Source organism: Caballeronia sp. LP006 (assembly GCF_031450995.1).
Classification (GTDB): Bacteria; Pseudomonadota; Gammaproteobacteria; order Burkholderiales; family Burkholderiaceae; genus Caballeronia.
The window spans coordinates 15,102-34,000 of sequence record NZ_JARTVW010000003.1 but is presented as its reverse complement, the minus strand read 5'-3'; the positions used below and the strand labels follow the sequence as shown (position 1 = coordinate 34,000).

The following is an 18,899-nucleotide window of genomic DNA, read 5'->3' as shown; positions in this document are numbered from 1 at the left end:
CGATCATGGCCGCACAGAGCGCAAAGCGCATCGTCCGCGCGGCGGCCGTGCAGATCACGCCCGACTTCGAGCGGCCCGACGGCACGCTCGACAAGGTGTGCACGGCTATCGACGAAGCCGCCGCGAAAGGGGTGCAGTTGATCGTGTTCCCCGAAACCTTCGTGCCGTACTACCCGTACTTCTCGTTCGTGCGCGCGCCGGTTGCCATGGGCGCCGATCACATGAGGCTCTACGAACAGGCGGTCGTGGTGCCGGGACCTGTCACGCATGCGGTCGCCGAACGCGCGCGGCTCGGCAATATCGTGGTCGTGCTCGGCGTGAACGAACGCGATCACGGCAGCCTCTATAACGCGCAACTCATCTTCGATACCGACGGCAAGCTGTTGCTCAAGCGCCGCAAGATCACGCCGACGTATCACGAACGCATGGTCTGGGGACAAGGCGATGCAGCGGGTCTCAAGGTCGTGGATACGAGCATTGGACGTGTCGGTGCGCTTGCTTGCTGGGAGCACTACAACCCGCTCGCGCGCTATGCGTTGATGACGCAGCACGAAGAGATCCACTGCAGTCAGTTTCCCGGCTCGCTCGTCGGGCCGATCTTTGCGGATCAGATCGAAGTGACGATCCGTCATCACGCGCTGGAGTCCGGCTGCTTCGTCGTCAACGCGACGGGCTGGCTCACCGAGGCGCAGATCGAAGCCATCACGCCCGATCCGAATCTGCAGCGCGCGCTGCGTGGCGGCTGCAACACCGCGATTGTTTCGCCCGAAGGCCAGCACGTGGTCGAGCCGTTGCGCGAAGGCGAGGGCATGGTCATCGCCGATTTGGACATGTCGCTCATCACCAAGCGCAAACGCATGATGGATTCGGTCGGCCATTACGCGCGACCCGAGTTGCTGAGTCTTGCGATCAACGACCGTCCCGCCATGCCCGTCATGCCATTCACCGGAGCCTCATACGATGAGCGCCAGAGAGAACCTGCCAGCGTCGAGCCGGCAATTGATGACTGAGCTTCAGTCGGCGGGCCTGCGGCTCGTCGATCCGCGCGCCGGCGTTTCGAGCCGGCGCGGCGGCGCGGGGCCATCGGATCACAAGGCCGTCACCGTGGATGGCGTGACGATCATGGTGCCCGTGCATACGAGCACCGCGTGGAACTCGCCCTTCGTCGCGGGCGAAGCGGACGCGAACGGCACGAGCGCGTTGATGCGCAATGCGATCCCTATCGCGAGCATCAGCTTCCCCAAAGCGCCGCGTTTCTATGCGATGCAGACGCTCGACGGCGTGCCGTACTCGCACATCGCCACCTTGCACAGCAAGGACGTGCTCGCGACGACGGTGCTGCAAACCTGCATCCGCTATGAAAGCCGCCGCAAGTCGTGCAAGTTCTGCGCGATCGGGCAATCGCTCGCGGCGGGGCGCACCATCGCGCACAAGACGCCCGAGCAGCTTGCCGAAGTGGCGCGCGCGGCGGTTCTGCTCGATGGCGTGAAGCATATGGTCCTCACGACCGGCACGCCGCCCACGCCGGATCGCGGCGCAAAAGTGCTGTGCGACAGCGCGTTCGCCATCAAGGCCGCCGTCGATCTGCCGATTCAGGCGCAGTGCGAACCGCCCGATGACGACCGCTGGTTCGAGCGCATGAAGGCAAGCGGCATCGATACGCTCGGCATGCATCTCGAAGCGGTGACGCCCGCCGTGCGCGATCGCATCATGCCGGGCAAGGCCAGCGTCCCGATGTCGCGTTACATGGAAGCGTTCAAGGCAGCCGTCGCCGTCTTCGGACGCGGACAGGTCAGCACGTACATTCTCGCCGGCCTCGGCGATAGCGCGCAGTCGATCATCGACATGTCGCGCGAGTTGATTGCGCTCGGCGTGTATCCATTCGTCGTGCCGTTCGTGCCGATCAGCGGCACGCCGCTCGAAGACCATCCCGCGCCGGAGCCGGAATTCATGCGTTCGGTGCTGGCGCCCATCGGCTCGATGCTCGCCGAAGCACAGATGCGCTCGACCGATATCAAGGCCGGCTGCGGCAAGTGCGGCGCGTGTTCGTCGCTTTCATCGTACGAGGTGTGATCATGTTCGTCGAAGCCGATGTGCCCGATCTCGATTACTCGCCGGTCGAATATCGCGTGAAGTGGGCGACGCTGTCGTGGGAAGCGAGCGAAGCCTACAAGCTGCGGCGCGCGGTGTTCTGCATGGAGCAAGGGATATTTATCGGCGATGACCGCGACGCTATCGACGAACGCGCGCAACTGCTCGTCGCGCTGAGTTGCGTGGCGGGCATGCCGGAACAGGTCGTCGGCACGGTGCGCATCCACGAGGAAGAGCCCGGCGTGTGGTTCGGCTCGCGCCTTGCCGTGCACGCTGCGTTTCGCTCGCACGCGAAGATCGGCGCGACCTTGATCCGGCTTGCGGTATCGAGCGCGCATGCGTTGGGCTGCGAGACGTTTCTCGCGCACGTGCAGTCGCAGAACGCGCCGCTCTTTGCGCGCCTGCGCTGGGATTCGCTCAAGGAGGAGGCCATTTTCGGGCGCCCGCATCATCTGATGCAGGCGCAACTCGATGCGTATCCGCCGTGCGTCACGCCGCAAAGCGGCTTCGTCGCGCTGGCCCGCAAGCCGTCATGAGCACGTTGTCCGCACTGGTCGAGCGTTTGCGCGAGAGCCGCGGCTTTCGCCACAAGCGCGATATCGCGGATGTCGTGAGCCGCTTGCCCGACAACCGTCTCGATCTTTCGCAAGCGGTTGCAATCGGCGACGACTGCGCGGCTATTCGCGATGGCGACGGCTTTCTGCTCTTCGCCATCGAAGGCATGGTCAGTGACTTCGTGCGCGCCATGCCGTGGTTCGCGGGCTATAGCGCGGTCATGGTCAACGTGAGCGATATCTATGCGATGGGCGGCCGCCCGCTCGCCGTAGTCGATGCGTTATGGAACGCGAACATCGAGGACGCCTCCGAAGTGCTCGCGGGCATGACGGCCGCATCGGCGACGTACGGCGTGCCTGTCGTCGGTGGACATAGCAACGTGCAGAGCGACGGCGCGCAACTCGCGATGGCCATTCTCGGCCGCGCCCGCAAGCTCTTGACGAGTTTCGATGCACGACCCGGCGACGCGCTTCTCATGGCCGTCGATCTGCGCGGCAAGTATGAAGACCCGTATCCGTTCTGGAATGCGTCGACCGATGCGCCGCAAGGCCGTGCGCGCGACGACTTCGAGATACTGCCCGCGCTCGCCGAAGACGGACTCTGCGATGCAGCCAAGGACATCAGCATGGCGGGCGCGCTCGGCACCGCGCTCATGCTGCTCGAATGTTCGAAGGCGGGCGCGCGTATCGATCTCGATGCCATCCCGCGTCCCGCTGACGCCGACCTCGAACGCTGGCTCACCGCCTTTCCGAGCTTCGGCTTCGTGCTGTCGGTGCGCCCCGAACATGTCGATGCCGTGCGCGCGCGTTTCGAAGCCCGTTCGCTGGCGTGCGCCGCGATCGGCTCGGTGGATGCGTCGCGCGAAGTGGTCGTCGAACGTGGCGGGGAAAGCGCGCTGTTATGGAATCTGCGCGAAGAAGGCTTCATTTGCGCGAGGAGCGCGACATGATGCGCATAGGCTTGCTCACGCATTCGGTGAATCCGCGCGGGGGTGTCGTGCATAGCCTCGAACTCGCGCGTGCGCTCCACGAAAGCGGCCACCTCTTGACGATCTTTGCGCCCGCGCGTGAAGGCGAATCCATGTTCCGCGCATCGCCGTGCCGCGTGGTGCTGGCGCGCGTGGTCGGAACGCGCGATGGTCTCGTCGCAATGGTCAATGAGCGCATCCGCGCGCTGAAACATGCGCTGATCGAAGAAGGCGCGGAGAGCTTCGATGTTCTCCATGCGCAAGACAGCATTGGCGGCAATGCGCTCGCCGAGCTTAAAGCGGAAGGCTGCATCAAGGGATTCGTGCGTACCGTTCATCATCTCGACAATTTCGACGATGCGCGTCTTTCGCACTGGCAACGTCGCGCGTGGCAAGACGCCGACGCCGTGCTCTGCGTCAGCGATGCATGGACGCGCACGATGTACGACACGCATGGCGTGCATGCGCGCACGGTGAGAAACGGCATCGACAGAACGCGTTATGCGGCGCGCGCGGACCGACAGCGCGACGAGTTGCGCAAGCGTTTCGCAATAGGCGCGGGGCCGGTCGTGCTGGCTGTGGGCGGCATAGAGGCGCGCAAGAACACGCTCATGCTGCTCGAAGCGTTTGCGCTGCTGCGTGCGCAACGGCCATCGGCGCAACTGGTGCTTGCCGGCGGCGCGAGCCTGCTCGACCACGACGCCTACACGCGCCGCTTTCTTGCGCGTGCAGCCGAGCTCCGCCTCGATCACACGCAAGTGATCCTTACCGGTCCCTTGCCCGACGATCAGATGCCCGCGCTGTTCAGCATCGCCGATGTCGTCTCCATGATCTCGCTACGCGAAGGCTTCGGCCTGGTCGTACTCGAAGCGCTGGCGAGCGCCAAACCCGTCGTGGTCTCGCATATCGAACCCTTCACCGACTATCTCGACGATCGAACCTGCATCTTCACCGATCCACATGACGCCGCTTCGATTGCCAAGGCGCTTGCAAAAGCAATGGACGGTGCACACGACATCGATTTCGATCAAGCCGTGCCGGCCTTGCTCGACCGTTACACATGGCAGGCGAGCGCTGCGCACCATCTCGACATCTACGGCAAGTGGCTGCAAAGCCTGCCGCTCACGACCGTCTAAAGGACGCCACCATGCCTGTCATGCACTTTCGAATTCGCTGGCCCGATGGCGTCGAAGCGAACTGTTATTCGCCGTCCACGGTCGTCGGCGAATTCTTCACACCGGGCAACACCTATCCCGTCGATGACTTCGTCGCGCGCTCACGCGAGGCGCTGACGATAGGCTCCGAGCGCGTGCGCGAGAAGTACGGCTTCGCGTGCTCGGCCGCGATGGATCAACTCGCGCAGATCGAAGCCGACGCGGGCCGCTTCGATGCAAGACCCGGCGCGCTCGTCACCGTGCTCGCGCTCGATTGAAGTCCTTGGATCAAAGGGAATCGGAACATGTCGAACGTCACTTCCACTGAGACGCACTACAGCGTGATCGTCGTTGGCGGCGGGCAGGCCGGGCTGTCGGTCAGCTACTTTCTGCAGCAGGCGAACATCGATCATCTCGTGATCGAGAAAGCGACCGTCACGCATACCTGGCGCACGCAGCGCTGGGACACCTTCTGCCTCGTCACGCCGAACTGGCAATGCGCGTTGCCGGGCTACCCGTACACCGGCGCGGACCCGCATGGCTTCATGAAGAAGGATGAGATCATCGACTATCTCGATGGCTTCATCGCGAAGGTCAATGCGCCCGTGCTCGAGCAGACCGCCGTGTTACGCGTGCAACGTGATGCAGCGGGCCGCTATGCCGTGAAGACCACGCAGGGCGAGTTCACGGCGGATCAGATCGTGGTGGCATCGGGCGGCTATCACACGCCTATCGTCCCGCGCATGGCCGAACGCTTGCCGCAGGAGATCGCGCAGGTGCAGTCGTCGGAATATCGCAATGCGGATCAGTTGCCACCGGGCGCGGTGCTCGTCGTCGGATCGGGTCAGTCGGGCGCGCAGATCGCGGAGGACTTGCATCTCTCGGGACGCAAGGTGCATCTCGCCGTGGGCGAAGCGCCGCGTTGCGCGCGGTTTTATCGCGGACGCGACGTGGTCGACTGGCTCGCGGACATGCGCTACTACGAAATGCCCGTGACGGATCATCCGTTGCGCGAAGGCGTGCGCGACAACACCAATCACTACGTGACGGGCCGCGACGGCGGCCGCGATATCGACCTGCGCCGCTTTGCACAGGAAGGCATGGAATTGTTCGGGCGGCTGCAGGATCTCCGCGATGGCAAGCTGCGTTTTGCGCCCAACCTGCGCGCGAATCTCGAAGAAGCCGACGATATCTACAACCGCATCAACATGAGTATCGATGGCTTCATCGACAAGCATGGCATCGACGCGCCCGCAGGCGAACGCTACGAACCCGTGTGGCAGCCGCAAGACGAGCGCACCGAACTTGCGTTGACGGACAGCGGGATCACGTCGGTGGTGTGGTGCATCGGCTTCACGCCGGACTTCAGCTGGCTCGATGCGCCGGTCTTCAACGGACGCGGCTACCCGACGCACCGGCGCGGCGTGACAGCCACGCCCGGCATCTACTTCGTGGGCTTGCCGTGGTTGCATACATGGGGCTCGGGCCGCTTTTCCGGCGTCGCGCGCGACGCGCAATTTATCGTCGATGCGATCTGTGCCGAACGGGCCGCCACGGTCGATCAGATATCGATCGCGTGCGCCTGATGCTTGACGCAAGTGAAACGGCCCGCGCTAAAACGAACAACGAAGCGGGCCTTGGCCACACATTTACTTCACCGATGCAGCGCTATTGAGCTGTGCATAGTCGGCGGGCATGGCGCCGGACGTCAGCACGGTGGCAGGCAGATGCTGCGTGTCTTCCGCCGATACGGCGCCGACGAACTTCCAGCCGGCCGGCATCTTCACGAACGTGTAGCCCGTGGGTTGATCCACGAACACCGAATAAACCGGACTCGCTTGCGACACGACAGGCGCGGCGGTTTGCGCAAACGAAACCAGCGGCGCGGCCAGAACGAACGCGGCGGCCAAGGCGGTAATAGATGATTTCATGTTGATGCTCCAGAAAGCTGAATTGTGTAATGATCGACACACATATTAAAACACTGGTCCGTGCAAAGGTCCAGATATTTTGTTACGATCAACACAGAATTCAGAATTCCATGGAACGCACCAATCGCGTGCCACGTCGTTCATAAAAACGGAGACGACATGACGCTGCATCGAGATGAAGTCTTGGAGACGGTTCACAAGACGCGTGGCCGACCGCGCGCCTTCGACCGCGACGCCGCCCTCAGGCGCGCGATGGAAGTGTTCTGGGCCAAGGGTTTCGACACCTGTTCCATGGCCGATCTCGTCGATGCCATGGGCATCAACTCGCCGAGCCTTTATGCCGCGTTCGGCAGTAAGGAAGACTTGTACCGCGAGGCGATCGCGCTCTATTCCGCCGCGGAAGGTGGCGCGGCGGTGCGCCAGTTGCGCGCGCACGAGTCCGCGCGCGACGGTTTGCGCGCCATGTTCCGCACGAGCATCGAGCTTTTCACGAGCGGGACGGGGTCACGCGGCTGCATGATCTTTCTGGGCGGCATGTCGGTGGCGCCGGAGCACGGCGAGTTGCGCGACGAGTTGCGCAAGATTCGCCGTCAGGTGGCAAGCGCCATCGCCGCGCGGCTCAACGATGCGCGCAAACACGGCGAGCTCCATGCCAACGCGGACATCCATGCGCTCGCCGCGCTTTGCATGACGCTCTTCGCGGGCTTGTCCATCGAGGCGCAGGATGGCGTGCGTCGCAACGCGCTGTACGCCGCGATCGATCAGTTCATCGCGAGCTTGCCGTTCGAATCGAAATGAAAACGCCGCTCAAGGCCGACACGCACATCTGGCGCGCGCCGGAACTCGGCGCGGAACTACTGCGCGGCCGCTTTGCCGATTTCTCCTACGACGTCCATGCGCACGACACCGCCTGTTTCGCGCTGCTGACGGGCGGCGCCATCCGCATCCGCATGCGCGGCACGGAGTTCGTGGCGCGACGTGGCGACCTCTACGCCATCGACGCCGATGAACCGCACGCGGGCTGGCCCGTCGACGAAGCCGGCTGGACGCAGCGCACACTCTATGTCGATGTCGCGCATCTGCGTGCGCTCGCGGGCGACGAACGTATGCGCGGCGGCGGGCTGATCGGCCCGATCATTCGCGATCCGGCGTTGTGCGCGGCGCTTCACGATGTGCACCGGTCATCGGAAGAGCAGGGACCGTCGCTGTATCGCGACGAGCGGTATTTGCAGTTCGCGGCGCGTCTCACCGGCCGGCATATGACGGATCGCACGAAGGACGCAAAAGCGCCGCGCGAACCGCGCGCCGTGGCGGCCGCGCGCGGGTTTATCGACGAACGTCTGGGCGAGCAGGTGCATCTGGAAGATATCGCGGAGGCGGCGAATTTGCCGCCCTATCGCTTGTTTCGCGCCTTCAGTCGTGAAACCGGCATGACGCCGCACGAGTATCAGCGGCAGGCGCGCGTGCGCGTCGCCATGGCGTTGATCCGCGATGGCGGCGCGTTGAGCGATATCGCGGCCGCGACCGGTTTCGCGGATCAGGCGCATCTCACGCGCACTTTCCGCCGCATGCTTGGTGTCACGCCAGGCGCATACAAGACGGCGACGCGTTGAATCGAAGCAAGTTTATTTAAGCAGGCCGAGATTCGCGACCGCTTTGCTGACGGGCTTCTTGTCGCCGATCAGCGCGAGACCGACATAGCGCAAGGCCTCGGTTTCCACGCTGGCGACGGCATCGCGGAAGGCGTCGTAATCGGTCGTTTGCTGGCCTTGCACGGGAAACGTCACGACATCGCACGATGCGGCCGCGGCCTTCGCGCGCAACGCCGATAACGTGTCCTGATCTGCCGCCAGCACTGCAATGCCGATGGGAATCAGCCCCGGATGCGCGTGCCCAGAGGCATCGACGAGCGGCGCGCCGACGAGCGACGGATGCCGCTGCCCCACCGTCAGCGCCAGCACCGCCGCCGCGTTCGCCGCCCGGCCGGGTGGCAGTTCGCTATCCACCACGATCACGCAGCGTTGCGGCCGCGCGCTTGGTTCATGTTGTTCTGGTGATGCGCTCGTCATAAGGGCTGTCCGTTTCGGTTCGAAGTGACCCATTGTGAAAGCGCTGGCGGCTTGTCGTCTTGAATCCTGTTGCACGCATGTTGCAACGCTGGCGCGTCGGCGCAGGCATTCTGAAAGCCTCGAACCCTTTCCTGCCGGGCAAAACGCTGAAATAACACGAAAACCTAGTCGTAACCCGCGTTATGAAGCGTTTGCTTTTCGTGCAAACTGCGCATATTCGAGACGTAGCTCGCATTGTTCGTCGCTCCTGCTGGAAACCTCAATCGACCCGACCGCCATGCTCGCTGAAACGCAGTCGCAGACTGCCCCGCCCATTACCGACATCGAACAACTCGCGGAAGACTACGCGCGCTTTGCCCGCCGTACGCCTTCCGAAATGGGCATTTGTCTGCGTTCGCTCCTGCAGCGGCGCGACATGCTGACAGTGGCGAGCGCGCACGGCCAGATCGTCACACAACTACTGGAAGTGGACCCGCGCGAAGGGCGCATCGTGTTCGACTGGGGCGGCGTGGAGTCGGACAATCGCGCGTTGCTCGCAGCGCCGCAGTTGTACTTCAAGGGCGCGCCGGAAGGCGTACGCGTCGAGTTCACGACGGGCCCGGCGCAAGCGGTGAGCTTCGAGGGACGACAAGCGTTCGAAGTATCGTTCCCGGAAGCCGTCTATCACGTGCAGCGCCGCGAGTACTTCCGCGTGCCGGCGCCCATTCTCGATCCCTTCTTCGCCAAGGGCACTTATCCGGACGGTGACCCGTTCCACTGCGAAGTGCACGACATTTCGCTTGGCGGCGTCGCGCTGCGCATGGATACGCCGCGCCTCGCGGAAACGGAGATCGGCACGCTCTTCACCGATGTCCTTTTGAACCTCGGTGCGGGCGGCTCGCTTTCGGTGGATCTCGCGCTCGTCTCGCCGCGCAGTATCACGACGCCGCGTGGCGACGTGCGCTATGTCGTCGGCTTTCGCTTCACGCGGCTTTCGGGCTCGGCGGAAAGCGTGTTGCAGCGACTCATCACGCGCATCGAGGCGAAGCGGCGCAGCCTGTCGGCGTGAGCGCGGACATAGGAAACGAGGCGCGTGGAGTAGAATTCGGGCCTCATTCCAGCAGTTTAGACGACGCATGTTGACTATGTTGCCCAGAGCCTGGCGCGGAGAAGAACGCTTCTGGAAAGTCTGGTGGCTACTGGGTCTGCCCTTGCATCTCGCATGGTGGGCGCTCTATCTCTACCTTCTGTCGAGCGGCCTCGCTCCCGAAACGTTCCTGTTGCTCACCATCTGGTTCTGGCCCGGCACGCTCGCGTTATTCGTGGCGGGTTCGGTACTCTATCTGGCGTGGTGCGCGGTGGCGTGGCGTTGTTCCGGCAATGTCGATAACCGCTTCTGGACGATCCTCGCGCGCGTGCTGATCGGCGTGGGGCTGGGCTCGTTTCTGACCGAATGGCTGTTGATTCTCGGCGCGCCGCTCGCCTGAGTGCGACGCCTGGCGCGATGCTTCGCGGTTTCTTTTGACACGGAGTGCCTTTGCATGCCGCTTCGATCGATGTTCCGTTTCCTGAGCGCTTGCTGCGCCGCCGCCGCGTTGTGCGGCGCGCTGCCACCGGCGGCCAACGCGCAGACCGATCAGGATGTCGATGCCCGCATCGACACGCTCTTCGGCGCCCACGAGACATATCGCGCGTTCTTCGACAAGCTCAAGCAGGCCGTCGCGGCCGGCGACAAGAACGCGGTCGCGGGCATGATCCACTATCCGATCGCGGTGCATCGCAACAGCAATGGCGACAACGCCTTGCTGCGTAACAAGCGCGAGTTTGTGGCGGCCTACGCGGGTATCTTCACGCCAGAACTCGTCGATACCGTCGCGCATCAGCAATACGCCAAGCTCTTCGTGCGCGATCAAGGCGCGATGATCGGCGACGGCGAAATCTGGTTCAGCGGCGTGTGCCGTGACGATGCCTGCAAGGACTCGGACGTTCGGATCACGGCGTTCAATCTGGAGTGAGCGGACATGTTCACGGAGTTCGCGAAGACCGTGCTCGTGATCGTCGCGGGCCTGTTTCCGATCATCAATCCGCCCGCGGTCGCACTCGTCGTGCTGAGCATGCTGCCGCATCTGGCCGATGCCGAACGCAGCGAACTCGCGCGGCGCATCTGCATCAATAGCTTCGCCATCCTGGTCGTGTCGCTGCTGGTCGGTGCTTATGTGCTCAACTTCTTCGGCATCTCCATTCCGGTGCTGCGCGTGGCGGGCGGTATCGTCGTGGCCATGGCGGGGTGGGGATTGCTCCAGGCGCCCGACGACGACACAACGACCGAACCCGCGCCCACGCCGCGTAGCGGTGCTTCGCTGCGCGCCAAGGCGTTCTATCCGCTGACCTTGCCGATCACCGTCGGACCGGGTGCCATCGCTGTCGCCATCGCGCTCGGAACCGGGTCGCCGCGTGAAGGGTTGCAGCCGGTGCATCTGATCGGCGTGATCGTCGGTCTCGTGCTCGTCTGCGCGAGCATCTACTTGTGCGTGCGCTTTGCCGGGCATCTGGAAAGGCTGCTCGGCACGGTCGGCACGCAGGTCGCCATGCGGCTTTTCGCGTTCGTCATCTTCTGCATCGGCGTGCAGATTCTCTGGCTCGGGCTCTCCGATCTCATTGCGTCGGTGCGGCTCAGTATCAAATGAATCGTAAACCCTAGGCGACGCGTCTTCGATGCGAGCGCTAGGATGCGGTTCGATTCTATGGTAGCGATACCATCGCACTGAAAGACCGGACGACGATCCGGCCGCTTAAGGAGACACGGTTTGACCTCATCCCGCAAGACGCCCGAACAGTTGCGCAGCCACCGCTGGTACGGCGTGAACGACCTGCGCTCCTTCGGTCACCGTTCGCGCACGGCGCAGATGGGCTATCACTCGTCCGATTACATGGGCAAGCCGGTCATCGCCATTGTGAATACATGGAGCGAGATCAATTCGTGCCACACGCACTTCAAGCAGCGCGTCGAGGAAGTGAAGCGCGGCGTCTGGCAGGCGGGCGGCTTTCCCGTCGAAATGCCGGTGATGACGCTCGCCGAGCCGTTCCAGAAGCCGACGACCATGCTCTACCGCAATTTTCTCGCGATGGAAGTCGAGGAACTGCTGCGGTCATATCCGTTCGATGGCTGCGTGCTCATGGGCGGCTGCGACAAGACCACGCCTGGCCTGCTAATGGGCGCGATCAGCATGAATCTGCCTTCCATCTTCCTGCCCGCCGGCCCGATGCTGCGCGGCAACTGGAACGGCCGCACGCTCGGCAGCGGGTCGGACACGTGGAAGTACTGGGCCGAACTGCGCGCGGGCAAGATCACGGAAGACGAGTGGAAGGGCGTGGAGAGCGGCATTGCGCGCTCGCCGGGCCATTGCATGACGATGGGCACCGCCTCGACCATGACGAGCGCCGCCGAAGCGCTCGGCCTCACGCTGCCGGGCTTCGCTTCGATCCCCGCCGTGGATTCGCGGCACGCGCAGTTCGCATCGCTGACGGGGCAACGCATCGTCGAAATGGTGTGGACCGATCTCAAGCCGCTCGACATCCTCACGCCGAAGTCGTTCGATAACGCCATCACCACCGTGCTCGCGATGTCCGGCTCGACCAACGCCATCGTGCATCTCGTGGCCGTCGCGCGCCGCGCGGGCGTGCCGCTCACGACCGCGCGTTTCGATGAGTTGTCGCGCATCACGCCCGTCATCGCGAATCTGCGTCCGGCCGGCAAATATCTGATGGAGGACTTCTTCTATGCAGGCGGCCTGCGCGCGCTGCTCGCGGAACTCGGCGATCTAATCGATGGCTCGCAACTAACTGTCACTGCCGCGACCCTCGGCGAAAATATTCAGGGTGCCGAAATTTTCGACGATGACGTCATTCGCCGGCGAAGCAACCCGCTCGTGCCAAACGATGGCCTCGCCGTGCTAACCGGCAACCTCGCGCCCGATGGCGCCGTCATCAAGCCGGCTGCGATGGAAGCGCATCTGTTGCGGCATCGCGGCCCGGCGGTCGTGTTCAGGGATTACGCCGACATGGCCGCGCGCATCGACGATGAAGCACTCGACATCACCGCCGATTCCGTGATCGTGCTGCAGCACGCAGGACCGGTCGGCGCGCCCGGCATGCCGGAGTGGGGCCAGTTGCCGATTCCGCAAAAGCTCCTCAAGCAAGGCGTGCGCGACATGGTGCGCATCTCGGATGCGCGCATGAGCGGCACGAGCTACGGCGCGTGCGTGCTGCACGTGGCGCCGGAATCGTTCGTCGGCGGACCGCTTGCGCTGGTCGAGGCTGGCGATGTCATCGAACTCGACGTGCACGCGCGCAAGCTTCATCTCGACGTAAGCGACGCGGAACTCGCCGCGCGCAAGGCGGCGTGGATCAAGCCGAAACGCCCGTTCGAGCGCGGCTTTGGCGTGATGCATCAACTGCACGTCACCCAGGCGAACAAGGGTTGCGACTTCGACTTTCTCGAAGAACCCTTGGCCGATGACTCTGCTGAAATGAAATCGCACGACGATCCGGAAATTCACTGACACCATGACCATTCAAGACATCGACGTCGCCGACGAAACCATCGAGCAACTGCGCCACGTCAGCACCGCGACGCTCACCACGCAGCTTTTCAAGCGCGGCTTGCGCAACGTGTTTCTGCAAGGCGTCGCGCCGCTCGTCAAGCCCGCTAATGGCGCGCCGAACCTCGTTGGCCCCGCGTTCACGTTGCGCAATATTCCGGCGCGTGAGGATATCGATCACGTCGGCGTGTTTCAGGACCCCGATCATCCGCAGCGCAAGGCCGTCGAAACGGCGCCGCCTGGCAGCGTGCTCGTGCAGGATTGCCGCGGCGATCGCACGGTGGCGTCGACGGGATCGATATTGACCACGCGTCTCAAGGTGCGCGGCGTCGCGGGCATGGTCTCGGACGGTTGCGTGCGCGACAGCGGCACGATAGGCGATATCGGCTTGCCGTTGTTCTGCGCGGGCGCGAGCGCGCCGCTCAATCTCGCGAAGCATCACGCGGTCGATATGAACGTGCCGATTGCATGCGGCGGCGTGGCGGTGTATCCGGGCGATATCGTCGTCGGCGACGTGGATGGCGTCGTCATCGTGCCGCGTCACATGGCGTCCGAGGTCGCAAGGGACGCGGCCGAGCAGGAGTTGCTGGAAGAGTTCATCGCGAAGCGCGTGGCGGACGGCGCGATCTTGCGCGGCACGTATCCGCCGAACGAAGAAACGCTCGCCGCCTACGCGCAATGGCGCAAGACACGCGGCTGATTTTTATTCTTCCGCGAACGCCTTCAGCAAATGATGCGCGATGGCAAACGGCTTCGGCGCGGACAAGCCTTGCGCGTGGGAGCCATCGAGCATCGACGCTACTTCCTCGCGTGAGAACCAGCGCGCATCTTCGAGCTCGTTGTAGTCGATCGTGATGTCGGTTTCGACCGCGCGTGCGAAGCAGCCGATCATCAGCGACGATGGAAACGGCCACGGTTGCGAAGCGTAGTAGCGCACGTCGGCCGAGCGGATGCCCGCTTCCTCCAGCACTTCCCGGTACACCGCATGCTCGAACGTCTCGCCCGGCTCGACGAAGCCCGCGAGCGCCGAGTACATGCCGGGCGCGAACTGCTTTTGCCGCCCGAGCAGGCAGCGCTCGCCATCGGTGACGAGCATGATGACGACCGGATCGACGCGCGGAAAATGCTGTGCGTGGCAGTTCGGACAAAGGCGTCGCCAGCCCGCGCCGGCGGCATCCGTGGCGTGGCCGCAGTTCGCGCAAAAGCGGTGCCGCCGATGCCAGTCGAGCATCGAACGCGCTTCGCCGAGCGCACTGACGAGCGACGGTTCGACAAGACCTTGCATTGCGATGGGCCGCAACTCCACCGCTTCGACGGGCGACGCGTCGAGCGCATTCGCAATACTCTCGGCGCTGCCTTCGAGCGCGTGCGCGAAGAGCGCGCGGCCATCGGCTTCGCGACCGAGCAGCACAGTTTGCAGCGGCGCGCCGAATTTCGCGGCTTCGTCTGCATCGAACAAAGGATCGTGACCGTGCGCGCGCTTGAAGAGCGGCACATCGTTCACGAAGAGCAGAAAGCGCGTGGACGTCTGATCGCGCAGACCGGCGACGAAGCTGTCGTCGTCGCGCTTTTCGGAGACGCGGTCGAGCGGAGCAAGCGTGAAACCGATGGCGTGGGGCGGCGTGGGCATGGTGTTTTTATCGATGAGCGGGATGCGTGTCATCCGCGCGGACTGGGGATATTCGTTCAGTCGGACATCGTAGCGAAGTTGGCGGGTTCTTGCTGATGGGCAATTGCTTGACGGCAGGCTTACAGTTATCGCGCGGTTTTAGGATTTATCCCGTGGCGGCCGCCAAGCCCAGACTCCTAGAGTTCAGCTCCAACTCAACTAAAAGGGGAAGACTCATGGAGCCAAACATATCCGTGTCGATCGACGAGAAAGGGCAGCCCGTCATCACGCACGGCATGCCGCTTGCCGATTACTGCGTGCAGCGCGCGCAGACGTTGCGCGCGATGGTCCAAGTGGTATGCGGCGCGAAGCGGCCAGGAGAGGACGCGGGCGTCGTGTCCGCCGCGCTCATCAAGCCTTTGATGCAGTTGATCCGCACACAGGTCGACGAGCTCGAACCGCTTTTCAGGGCGCTCGATCAGCGCGCGTACGAGAAGGGTTTCGATGACGGCAAGGAAGTCGGATACCCCAGGCGCGCGCTGGTGGAACTGGACAAACAGAAGGTCTAGCAATGGCGCGGGGCACGCGCCCCGCGTTCAACTTGCGACTGTTTTGACGGACACGCGCACGTCGCGATACGACGGATTGATATCGAAGCTGCGCGCGGTGTTGCAGTACGCCGCGATACGGCGGGAAACAATGCCCGTTGCCCCTGACAACGCGCGCTGACAAACGCGCTCCATTTCGCGCAACTCGTCGCACTTGCTGACGATACCCGCCGCGCCCGCCTCTTGCATCGCGAAGAGCGTACTCGGCTCGGTTTCCTGCGTAAAAGCAACCACGGGTACATCGGGGAAACGCTCGCGCACCATGCGCAGCAGCGGAAACTCGCCGCCTGGCGCGCCTTCGAACGCACAATCCATCACGATGAGATCGCCGCCCGTCCTTTCGAGCTTCGTGAACAACTGCGCGGCGTTGCGCGCCGTTGCCGCCACCCGATAACGCCCGCGCGCCTCGAACCAACTTTGCAGGCCCAGCAGCACGACGGGCTGGTCGTCCGCTATCACGATATTTATCTTATAGATGGGCGTCATGCAGAGTTTCGCGGGTTTCGCTGGTGCTTCGGGTCTCGCACCTTAACAAAGGACGGCACGTCAGCGCTGCATCGCACAACAAAATTTTTTTAATTCCGCATGATCCGCTGTCGATTTTCAACGTGGCCGCGCGTCGTGCAGATAAGGGCCAAAGTCGCGACGGTTTTTTGCTTCTTTCGGCTCATTACAGGAGGTTTGTCGATGAGTCTGATTCTGTACGCGCATCCGTTTTCCTCGTATTGTCAGAAGGTGCTGACCGCGCTGTACGAGAACGCGACGCCGTTCGAATGGCGCGCGCTTTCGCCGCAAACGCCCGAGGCGATGCGGGAACTGACGGAGTTGTGGCCGATAAAGCGCTTTCCCGTGCTCGTCGACAACGGCCGTTCCGTGATCGAGGCAAGCGTGATCATCGAGTATCTCGGGTTGTATCATCCCGGCCCGGTGCGCTTGATTCCGGAAGATCCGCGCGCCGCACTGGAAGTGCGCTTTCTCGACCGCTTCTTTGACAACTACGTGTCCACGCCGCAGCAGAAGATCGTGTTCGATTGCATGCGCGCGGATGGCGAGCACGACCCGCACGGTGTCGCGGATGCCCGCGCGATGCTCGACACGTCCTACGCCTGGCTCGACCGCCTGATGGGCAAACGCGAATGGGCGGCGGGCGATGCCTTCACTCTCGCCGATTGCGGCGCGGCGCCGTTTCTGTTTTACGCGGACTGGACGCATCGCATCGATGAGCGGTACGCGAACGTCATCGCGTATCGAAAGCGTTTGCTCGCGCGGCCTTCGTTCGCGCGTGCGGTGGATGAAGCGCGGCCGTATCGCGCGTTCTTTCCGCCGGGCGCGCCGGATCGCGATTAAGCCTTCATGATAGGAGACGAAACATGAATACGCTCGTTCCCGCAGCAGAACTGGCCCAACGCGCCACCATGACTTTTCCGAACGAAAGCGCGGAGTATCGGCAGGCGCGTATTGCGTTGCTTGCCGAGGAAATCGAATTGAGGCGACATATCGAGCGGGTTGCGGAGATGCGGCGCGCGCTGCCGCCTGGCGGTATCGTCAAGGGCGATTATCACTTCGATGGCGAGCGCGGCGCGGTCGATATCGACGGGCTCTTCGGCGACAAGAACACGCTCGTCACGTATAGCTACATGTTCGGGCCGGAGCGCAAGCGGCCGTGCCCGATGTGTACGTCGCTGCTATCGGCGTGGGAAGGGGAGGCGGCGGACATTGGACAGCGCGTGGCGCTGGCGGTCATCGCGCGCTCGCCGCTCGAACGGCTGGTCGCGTTCAAGCAAGAGCGCGGCTGGCGCGATCTCGCCTTGTTCTCGGATACGAATGGCAATTTCAGCCGCGATTATCACGGCGTTTCGAAAGACGGCGGCGACGAACCGGCAATCAATGTCTTCACGCGGCGCGACGGCGTGATTCGCCATTTCTGGAGCGGCGAGATGGATTTCGCCACGGCCGATCCCGGCGAGGACCCGCGCGGCGCGCCCGATCCAATGCCGCTCTGGACCGTGCTCGACATGACGCCGGAAGGGCGCGGAACGGACTGGTATCCGAAGCTGGAGTATGGGGCGAAGAGTGAGTAAGGTGCTTAACGATCGCAATTGCAAGCACCTGCAATTACGCGTCAGCGACACGCCGCACACGGCCACTGGCGCATGCAAACTACTTCGGCCCCTGCGTGCCGAGCGCATCGCCATGCGTCATGCCGGCCTGCCGGCTTCTGCCCACCCGCGCCGCGAAGCGTTCCTTGATGCGCAGGAACGGCACTTCGACCAGAAAGTAGCTCAAACTCGCGGCGACGAGCGCACCGATTACGCAGCCCGGAAAGCCGAATGCAACCGGCGAATGCGGATGCATGAATAGCTGCTGCCATAAGTAAAGGCTGAACGAGATCGTGCCGACATAAACGAACGGCGCGGTACGCAGCAAGCGCGAGAACCAAAAGCCCTTTTGCGATACCAACACGATGATGACGAAGCCGACCATCGCGGCTTCGAGCGTCGTGCCATAGGTGGCGCGCCATAAGCCGCCGAGTTTGTCCTGCACGGGAGGCACGACGAACATCAGAAGCGCGATCAGCACGCTGGGAATGATCGAGCCTAACGGCAGCGACGCGACCTTTTGCGCGAGACGGTCCTTATTCATCGCGACATAGCAGCCGATGAGAATTGGATCGATACCGGTATGCAGCATCATGCTGAGTTGCCCGCGAAGGCTCGGCGCCGCAAAATAAGTGGCTATTCTCGCGAGTGGCACGAAGACGATCAATCCGACGAGTACACGTTGATCGCCGCGCTTCAGGATGTAAAAGAGAAGCGGCGGCCAAAACCAGTAAAACTGCTCTTCGAGCGCGAGCGTCCAGAAGTGCCCGAGATACCAAGCGCCTTCGACGTGAGCCGCGTTCACGTTCGCAAGGCCCGCGACGCCGGCATAGTTCCAGAGATGCAATGCAGCCAAAGCAACTTGCCGATGATCGACATCGACGAGACCGGCAGCCGCCAGCATCGACACGATCATGAGATAGATATAGAACGCGGGCCAAATGCGCAGCGCGCGCTTTGCGTAAAACGGCATGAGGCGAATGGTGCCGGTTGCTTGCCACTCGGCTTGCAGAATGCCTGTAATCAAAAACCCGCTCAGCACGAAGAACATCAGCACGCCGAGCCTGCCATCCGATATCAGGCGCAGCGGCGCATAGATGCCTTTGAAACCGCCATCGCTCATATGCTGCGCGTGTCCGATGACGACCATCATCACCGCAATACAGCGCAAGCCTGTCAGCTCTTGCACATGCTTCTTCATCGATATTCCTTAAGGAAGTCATGATCGGCGGCTAG

Annotated in this window: 23 protein-coding genes; 18 read left to right on the top strand and 5 right to left on the bottom strand. The window is 63.1% G+C overall.

Going from position 1 to position 18,899, the window contains the following annotated elements; translation table 11 throughout:
• Nucleotides 1-5 precede the first annotated feature (5 nt).
• The 7 genes from P9250_RS04915 to P9250_RS04885 are packed head-to-tail and all read left to right on the top strand — an operon-like array spanning nt 6 to nt 6,353.
• The gene (locus P9250_RS04915; protein ID WP_310392729.1) at nt 6-1,010 is read left to right on the top strand and encodes a Nit6803 family nitrilase; all 1,005 of its coding nucleotides are present in this window, start codon (nt 6-8) and stop codon (nt 1,008-1,010) included.
• Complete coding sequence (locus P9250_RS04910) at nt 1,003-2,073, top strand: MSMEG_0568 family radical SAM protein (RefSeq protein WP_370652265.1); 1,071 nt, start codon at nt 1,003-1,005, stop codon at nt 2,071-2,073. Before P9250_RS04915 ends, P9250_RS04910 begins: the two co-directional genes overlap by 8 nt.
• 2 nt (nt 2,074-2,075) lie before the next feature.
• Nucleotides 2,076-2,627 carry an MSMEG_0567/Sll0786 family nitrogen starvation N-acetyltransferase gene (locus P9250_RS04905; protein ID WP_244829951.1) on the top strand — a complete coding sequence of 184 codons (552 nt, stop codon included), beginning with the start codon at nt 2,076-2,078 and terminating at the stop codon, nt 2,625-2,627.
• The gene (locus tag P9250_RS04900) at nt 2,624-3,595 is read left to right on the top strand and encodes a sll0787 family AIR synthase-like protein (RefSeq protein ID WP_250527999.1); all 972 of its coding nucleotides are present in this window, start codon (nt 2,624-2,626) and stop codon (nt 3,593-3,595) included. Before P9250_RS04905 ends, P9250_RS04900 begins: the two co-directional genes overlap by 4 nt.
• The gene (locus P9250_RS04895) at nt 3,592-4,749 is read left to right on the top strand and encodes an MSMEG_0565 family glycosyltransferase (RefSeq protein ID WP_310391480.1); all 1,158 of its coding nucleotides are present in this window, start codon (nt 3,592-3,594) and stop codon (nt 4,747-4,749) included. The genes P9250_RS04900 and P9250_RS04895 overlap by 4 nt, the downstream gene beginning before the upstream one ends.
• A gap of 11 nt (nt 4,750-4,760) precedes the next feature.
• The gene (locus tag P9250_RS04890; RefSeq protein ID WP_250468704.1) at nt 4,761-5,045 is read left to right on the top strand and encodes an MSMEG_0570 family nitrogen starvation response protein; all 285 of its coding nucleotides are present in this window, start codon (nt 4,761-4,763) and stop codon (nt 5,043-5,045) included.
• A 27-nt stretch (nt 5,046-5,072) separates the two neighbouring features.
• Nucleotides 5,073-6,353, top strand: a complete 1,281-nt coding sequence (locus P9250_RS04885; RefSeq protein ID WP_310391467.1) for an MSMEG_0569 family flavin-dependent oxidoreductase — start codon at nt 5,073-5,075, stop codon at nt 6,351-6,353.
• Nucleotides 6,354-6,416: 63 nt separating this feature from the next.
• Here P9250_RS04885 and P9250_RS04880 read toward each other — a convergent pair whose 3' ends face one another.
• Nucleotides 6,417-6,698, bottom strand: coding sequence for a hypothetical protein (locus tag P9250_RS04880; RefSeq protein ID WP_250510803.1), 282 nt, complete (start codon nt 6,696-6,698; stop codon nt 6,417-6,419).
• Between the two features lie 159 nt (nt 6,699-6,857).
• On the opposite strand from P9250_RS04880, the gene P9250_RS04875 reads away from it, so the two are divergent.
• Nucleotides 6,858-7,496 carry a TetR/AcrR family transcriptional regulator gene (locus P9250_RS04875; RefSeq protein ID WP_250494232.1) on the top strand — a complete coding sequence of 213 codons (639 nt, stop codon included), beginning with the start codon at nt 6,858-6,860 and terminating at the stop codon, nt 7,494-7,496.
• The gene (locus P9250_RS04870) at nt 7,493-8,311 is read left to right on the top strand and encodes an AraC family transcriptional regulator (RefSeq protein WP_310391464.1); all 819 of its coding nucleotides are present in this window, start codon (nt 7,493-7,495) and stop codon (nt 8,309-8,311) included. The genes P9250_RS04875 and P9250_RS04870 overlap by 4 nt, the downstream gene beginning before the upstream one ends.
• Nucleotides 8,312-8,323: 12 nt before the next feature.
• On the opposite strand, the gene P9250_RS04865 is transcribed toward P9250_RS04870, so the two are convergent.
• Nucleotides 8,324-8,767 (bottom strand): DUF2000 domain-containing protein, encoded by a 444-nt coding sequence (locus P9250_RS04865; RefSeq protein WP_244829959.1) that lies wholly within the window; start codon nt 8,765-8,767, stop codon nt 8,324-8,326.
• A gap of 277 nt (nt 8,768-9,044) precedes the next feature.
• Between P9250_RS04865 and P9250_RS04860 the strand changes: the two genes are divergently transcribed.
• The 6 genes from P9250_RS04860 to P9250_RS04835 all read left to right on the top strand — a co-directional run bounded on the left by P9250_RS04860 (nt 9,045) and on the right by P9250_RS04835 (nt 14,047).
• Nucleotides 9,045-9,815: a flagellar brake protein gene (locus tag P9250_RS04860; RefSeq protein WP_250468695.1), complete on the top strand. Its 771-nt coding sequence runs from the start codon at nt 9,045-9,047 to the stop codon at nt 9,813-9,815.
• A gap of 76 nt (nt 9,816-9,891) precedes the next feature.
• Complete coding sequence (locus P9250_RS04855; protein ID WP_250468685.1) at nt 9,892-10,233, top strand: hypothetical protein; 342 nt, start codon at nt 9,892-9,894, stop codon at nt 10,231-10,233.
• 54 nt (nt 10,234-10,287) lie between these two features.
• Entirely contained in the window at nt 10,288-10,761 is a 474-nt protein-coding gene (locus P9250_RS04850) for a hypothetical protein (protein WP_250494231.1), read from the top strand.
• A 6-nt stretch (nt 10,762-10,767) separates the two neighbouring features.
• Entirely contained in the window at nt 10,768-11,433 is a 666-nt protein-coding gene (locus P9250_RS04845; RefSeq protein WP_244829963.1) for a MarC family protein, read from the top strand.
• Nucleotides 11,434-11,553: 120 nt separating this feature from the next.
• Nucleotides 11,554-13,308, top strand: coding sequence for an L-arabinonate dehydratase (gene araD, locus P9250_RS04840; RefSeq protein WP_310391461.1), 1,755 nt, complete (start codon nt 11,554-11,556; stop codon nt 13,306-13,308).
• Between the two features lie 4 nt (nt 13,309-13,312).
• Nucleotides 13,313-14,047 (top strand): ribonuclease activity regulator RraA, encoded by a 735-nt coding sequence (locus P9250_RS04835; protein ID WP_250494228.1) that lies wholly within the window; start codon nt 13,313-13,315, stop codon nt 14,045-14,047.
• 3 nt (nt 14,048-14,050) lie between these two features.
• Here P9250_RS04835 and nudC read toward each other — a convergent pair whose 3' ends face one another.
• Nucleotides 14,051-14,977 carry an NAD(+) diphosphatase gene (nudC, locus tag P9250_RS04830; RefSeq protein ID WP_250510798.1) on the bottom strand — a complete coding sequence of 309 codons (927 nt, stop codon included), beginning with the start codon at nt 14,975-14,977 and terminating at the stop codon, nt 14,051-14,053.
• Between the two features lie 215 nt (nt 14,978-15,192).
• Here nudC and P9250_RS04825 point away from each other — a divergent pair, with 215 nt between their 5' ends.
• A complete protein-coding gene (locus P9250_RS04825) occupies nt 15,193-15,525 on the top strand; it encodes a hypothetical protein (RefSeq protein ID WP_244829967.1) in 333 nt (110 codons plus the stop codon).
• 27 nt (nt 15,526-15,552) lie between these two features.
• On the opposite strand, the gene P9250_RS04820 is transcribed toward P9250_RS04825, so the two are convergent.
• A complete protein-coding gene (locus P9250_RS04820; RefSeq protein WP_250468672.1) occupies nt 15,553-16,050 on the bottom strand; it encodes a response regulator transcription factor in 498 nt (165 codons plus the stop codon).
• Nucleotides 16,051-16,251: 201 nt separating this feature from the next.
• Between P9250_RS04820 and P9250_RS04815 the strand changes: the two genes are divergently transcribed.
• A complete protein-coding gene (locus tag P9250_RS04815; protein ID WP_310391458.1) occupies nt 16,252-16,911 on the top strand; it encodes a glutathione S-transferase family protein in 660 nt (219 codons plus the stop codon).
• 23 nt (nt 16,912-16,934) lie between these two features.
• Entirely contained in the window at nt 16,935-17,645 is a 711-nt protein-coding gene (locus tag P9250_RS04810) for a DUF899 family protein (RefSeq protein ID WP_250494226.1), read from the top strand.
• 79 nt (nt 17,646-17,724) lie between these two features.
• On the opposite strand, the gene P9250_RS04805 is transcribed toward P9250_RS04810, so the two are convergent.
• Nucleotides 17,725-18,864 carry an acyltransferase gene (locus tag P9250_RS04805; protein ID WP_310391456.1) on the bottom strand — a complete coding sequence of 380 codons (1,140 nt, stop codon included), beginning with the start codon at nt 18,862-18,864 and terminating at the stop codon, nt 17,725-17,727.
• Between the last annotated feature and the right edge of the window lie 35 nt (nt 18,865-18,899).

Bases quoted from the DNA above. Each gene is read 5' to 3' on its own strand.
- P9250_RS04915 (WP_310392729.1), top strand. From the start codon at position 6: ATGGCCGCACAGAGCGCAAAGCGCATCGTCCGCGCGGCGGCCGTGCAG.
- P9250_RS04910 (WP_370652265.1), top strand. From the start codon at position 1,003: ATGACTGAGCTTCAGTCGGCGGGCCTGCGGCTCGTCGATCCGCGCGCC.
- P9250_RS04905 (WP_244829951.1), top strand. From the start codon at position 2,076: ATGTTCGTCGAAGCCGATGTGCCCGATCTCGATTACTCGCCGGTCGAA.
- P9250_RS04900 (WP_250527999.1), top strand. From the start codon at position 2,624: ATGAGCACGTTGTCCGCACTGGTCGAGCGTTTGCGCGAGAGCCGCGGC.
- P9250_RS04895 (WP_310391480.1), top strand. From the start codon at position 3,592: ATGATGCGCATAGGCTTGCTCACGCATTCGGTGAATCCGCGCGGGGGT.
- P9250_RS04890 (WP_250468704.1), top strand. From the start codon at position 4,761: ATGCCTGTCATGCACTTTCGAATTCGCTGGCCCGATGGCGTCGAAGCG.
- P9250_RS04885 (WP_310391467.1), top strand. From the start codon at position 5,073: ATGTCGAACGTCACTTCCACTGAGACGCACTACAGCGTGATCGTCGTT.
- P9250_RS04880 (WP_250510803.1), bottom strand. From the start codon at position 6,698: ATGAAATCATCTATTACCGCCTTGGCCGCCGCGTTCGTTCTGGCCGCG.
- P9250_RS04875 (WP_250494232.1), top strand. From the start codon at position 6,858: ATGACGCTGCATCGAGATGAAGTCTTGGAGACGGTTCACAAGACGCGT.
- P9250_RS04870 (WP_310391464.1), top strand. From the start codon at position 7,493: ATGAAAACGCCGCTCAAGGCCGACACGCACATCTGGCGCGCGCCGGAA.
- P9250_RS04865 (WP_244829959.1), bottom strand. From the start codon at position 8,767: ATGACGAGCGCATCACCAGAACAACATGAACCAAGCGCGCGGCCGCAA.
- P9250_RS04860 (WP_250468695.1), top strand. From the start codon at position 9,045: ATGCTCGCTGAAACGCAGTCGCAGACTGCCCCGCCCATTACCGACATC.
- P9250_RS04855 (WP_250468685.1), top strand. From the start codon at position 9,892: ATGTTGCCCAGAGCCTGGCGCGGAGAAGAACGCTTCTGGAAAGTCTGG.
- P9250_RS04850 (WP_250494231.1), top strand. From the start codon at position 10,288: ATGCCGCTTCGATCGATGTTCCGTTTCCTGAGCGCTTGCTGCGCCGCC.
- P9250_RS04845 (WP_244829963.1), top strand. From the start codon at position 10,768: ATGTTCACGGAGTTCGCGAAGACCGTGCTCGTGATCGTCGCGGGCCTG.
- P9250_RS04835 (WP_250494228.1), top strand. From the start codon at position 13,313: ATGACCATTCAAGACATCGACGTCGCCGACGAAACCATCGAGCAACTG.
- nudC (WP_250510798.1), bottom strand. From the start codon at position 14,977: ATGCCCACGCCGCCCCACGCCATCGGTTTCACGCTTGCTCCGCTCGAC.
- P9250_RS04825 (WP_244829967.1), top strand. From the start codon at position 15,193: ATGGAGCCAAACATATCCGTGTCGATCGACGAGAAAGGGCAGCCCGTC.
- P9250_RS04820 (WP_250468672.1), bottom strand. From the start codon at position 16,050: ATGACGCCCATCTATAAGATAAATATCGTGATAGCGGACGACCAGCCC.
- P9250_RS04815 (WP_310391458.1), top strand. From the start codon at position 16,252: ATGAGTCTGATTCTGTACGCGCATCCGTTTTCCTCGTATTGTCAGAAG.
- P9250_RS04810 (WP_250494226.1), top strand. From the start codon at position 16,935: ATGAATACGCTCGTTCCCGCAGCAGAACTGGCCCAACGCGCCACCATG.
- P9250_RS04805 (WP_310391456.1), bottom strand. From the start codon at position 18,864: ATGAAGAAGCATGTGCAAGAGCTGACAGGCTTGCGCTGTATTGCGGTG.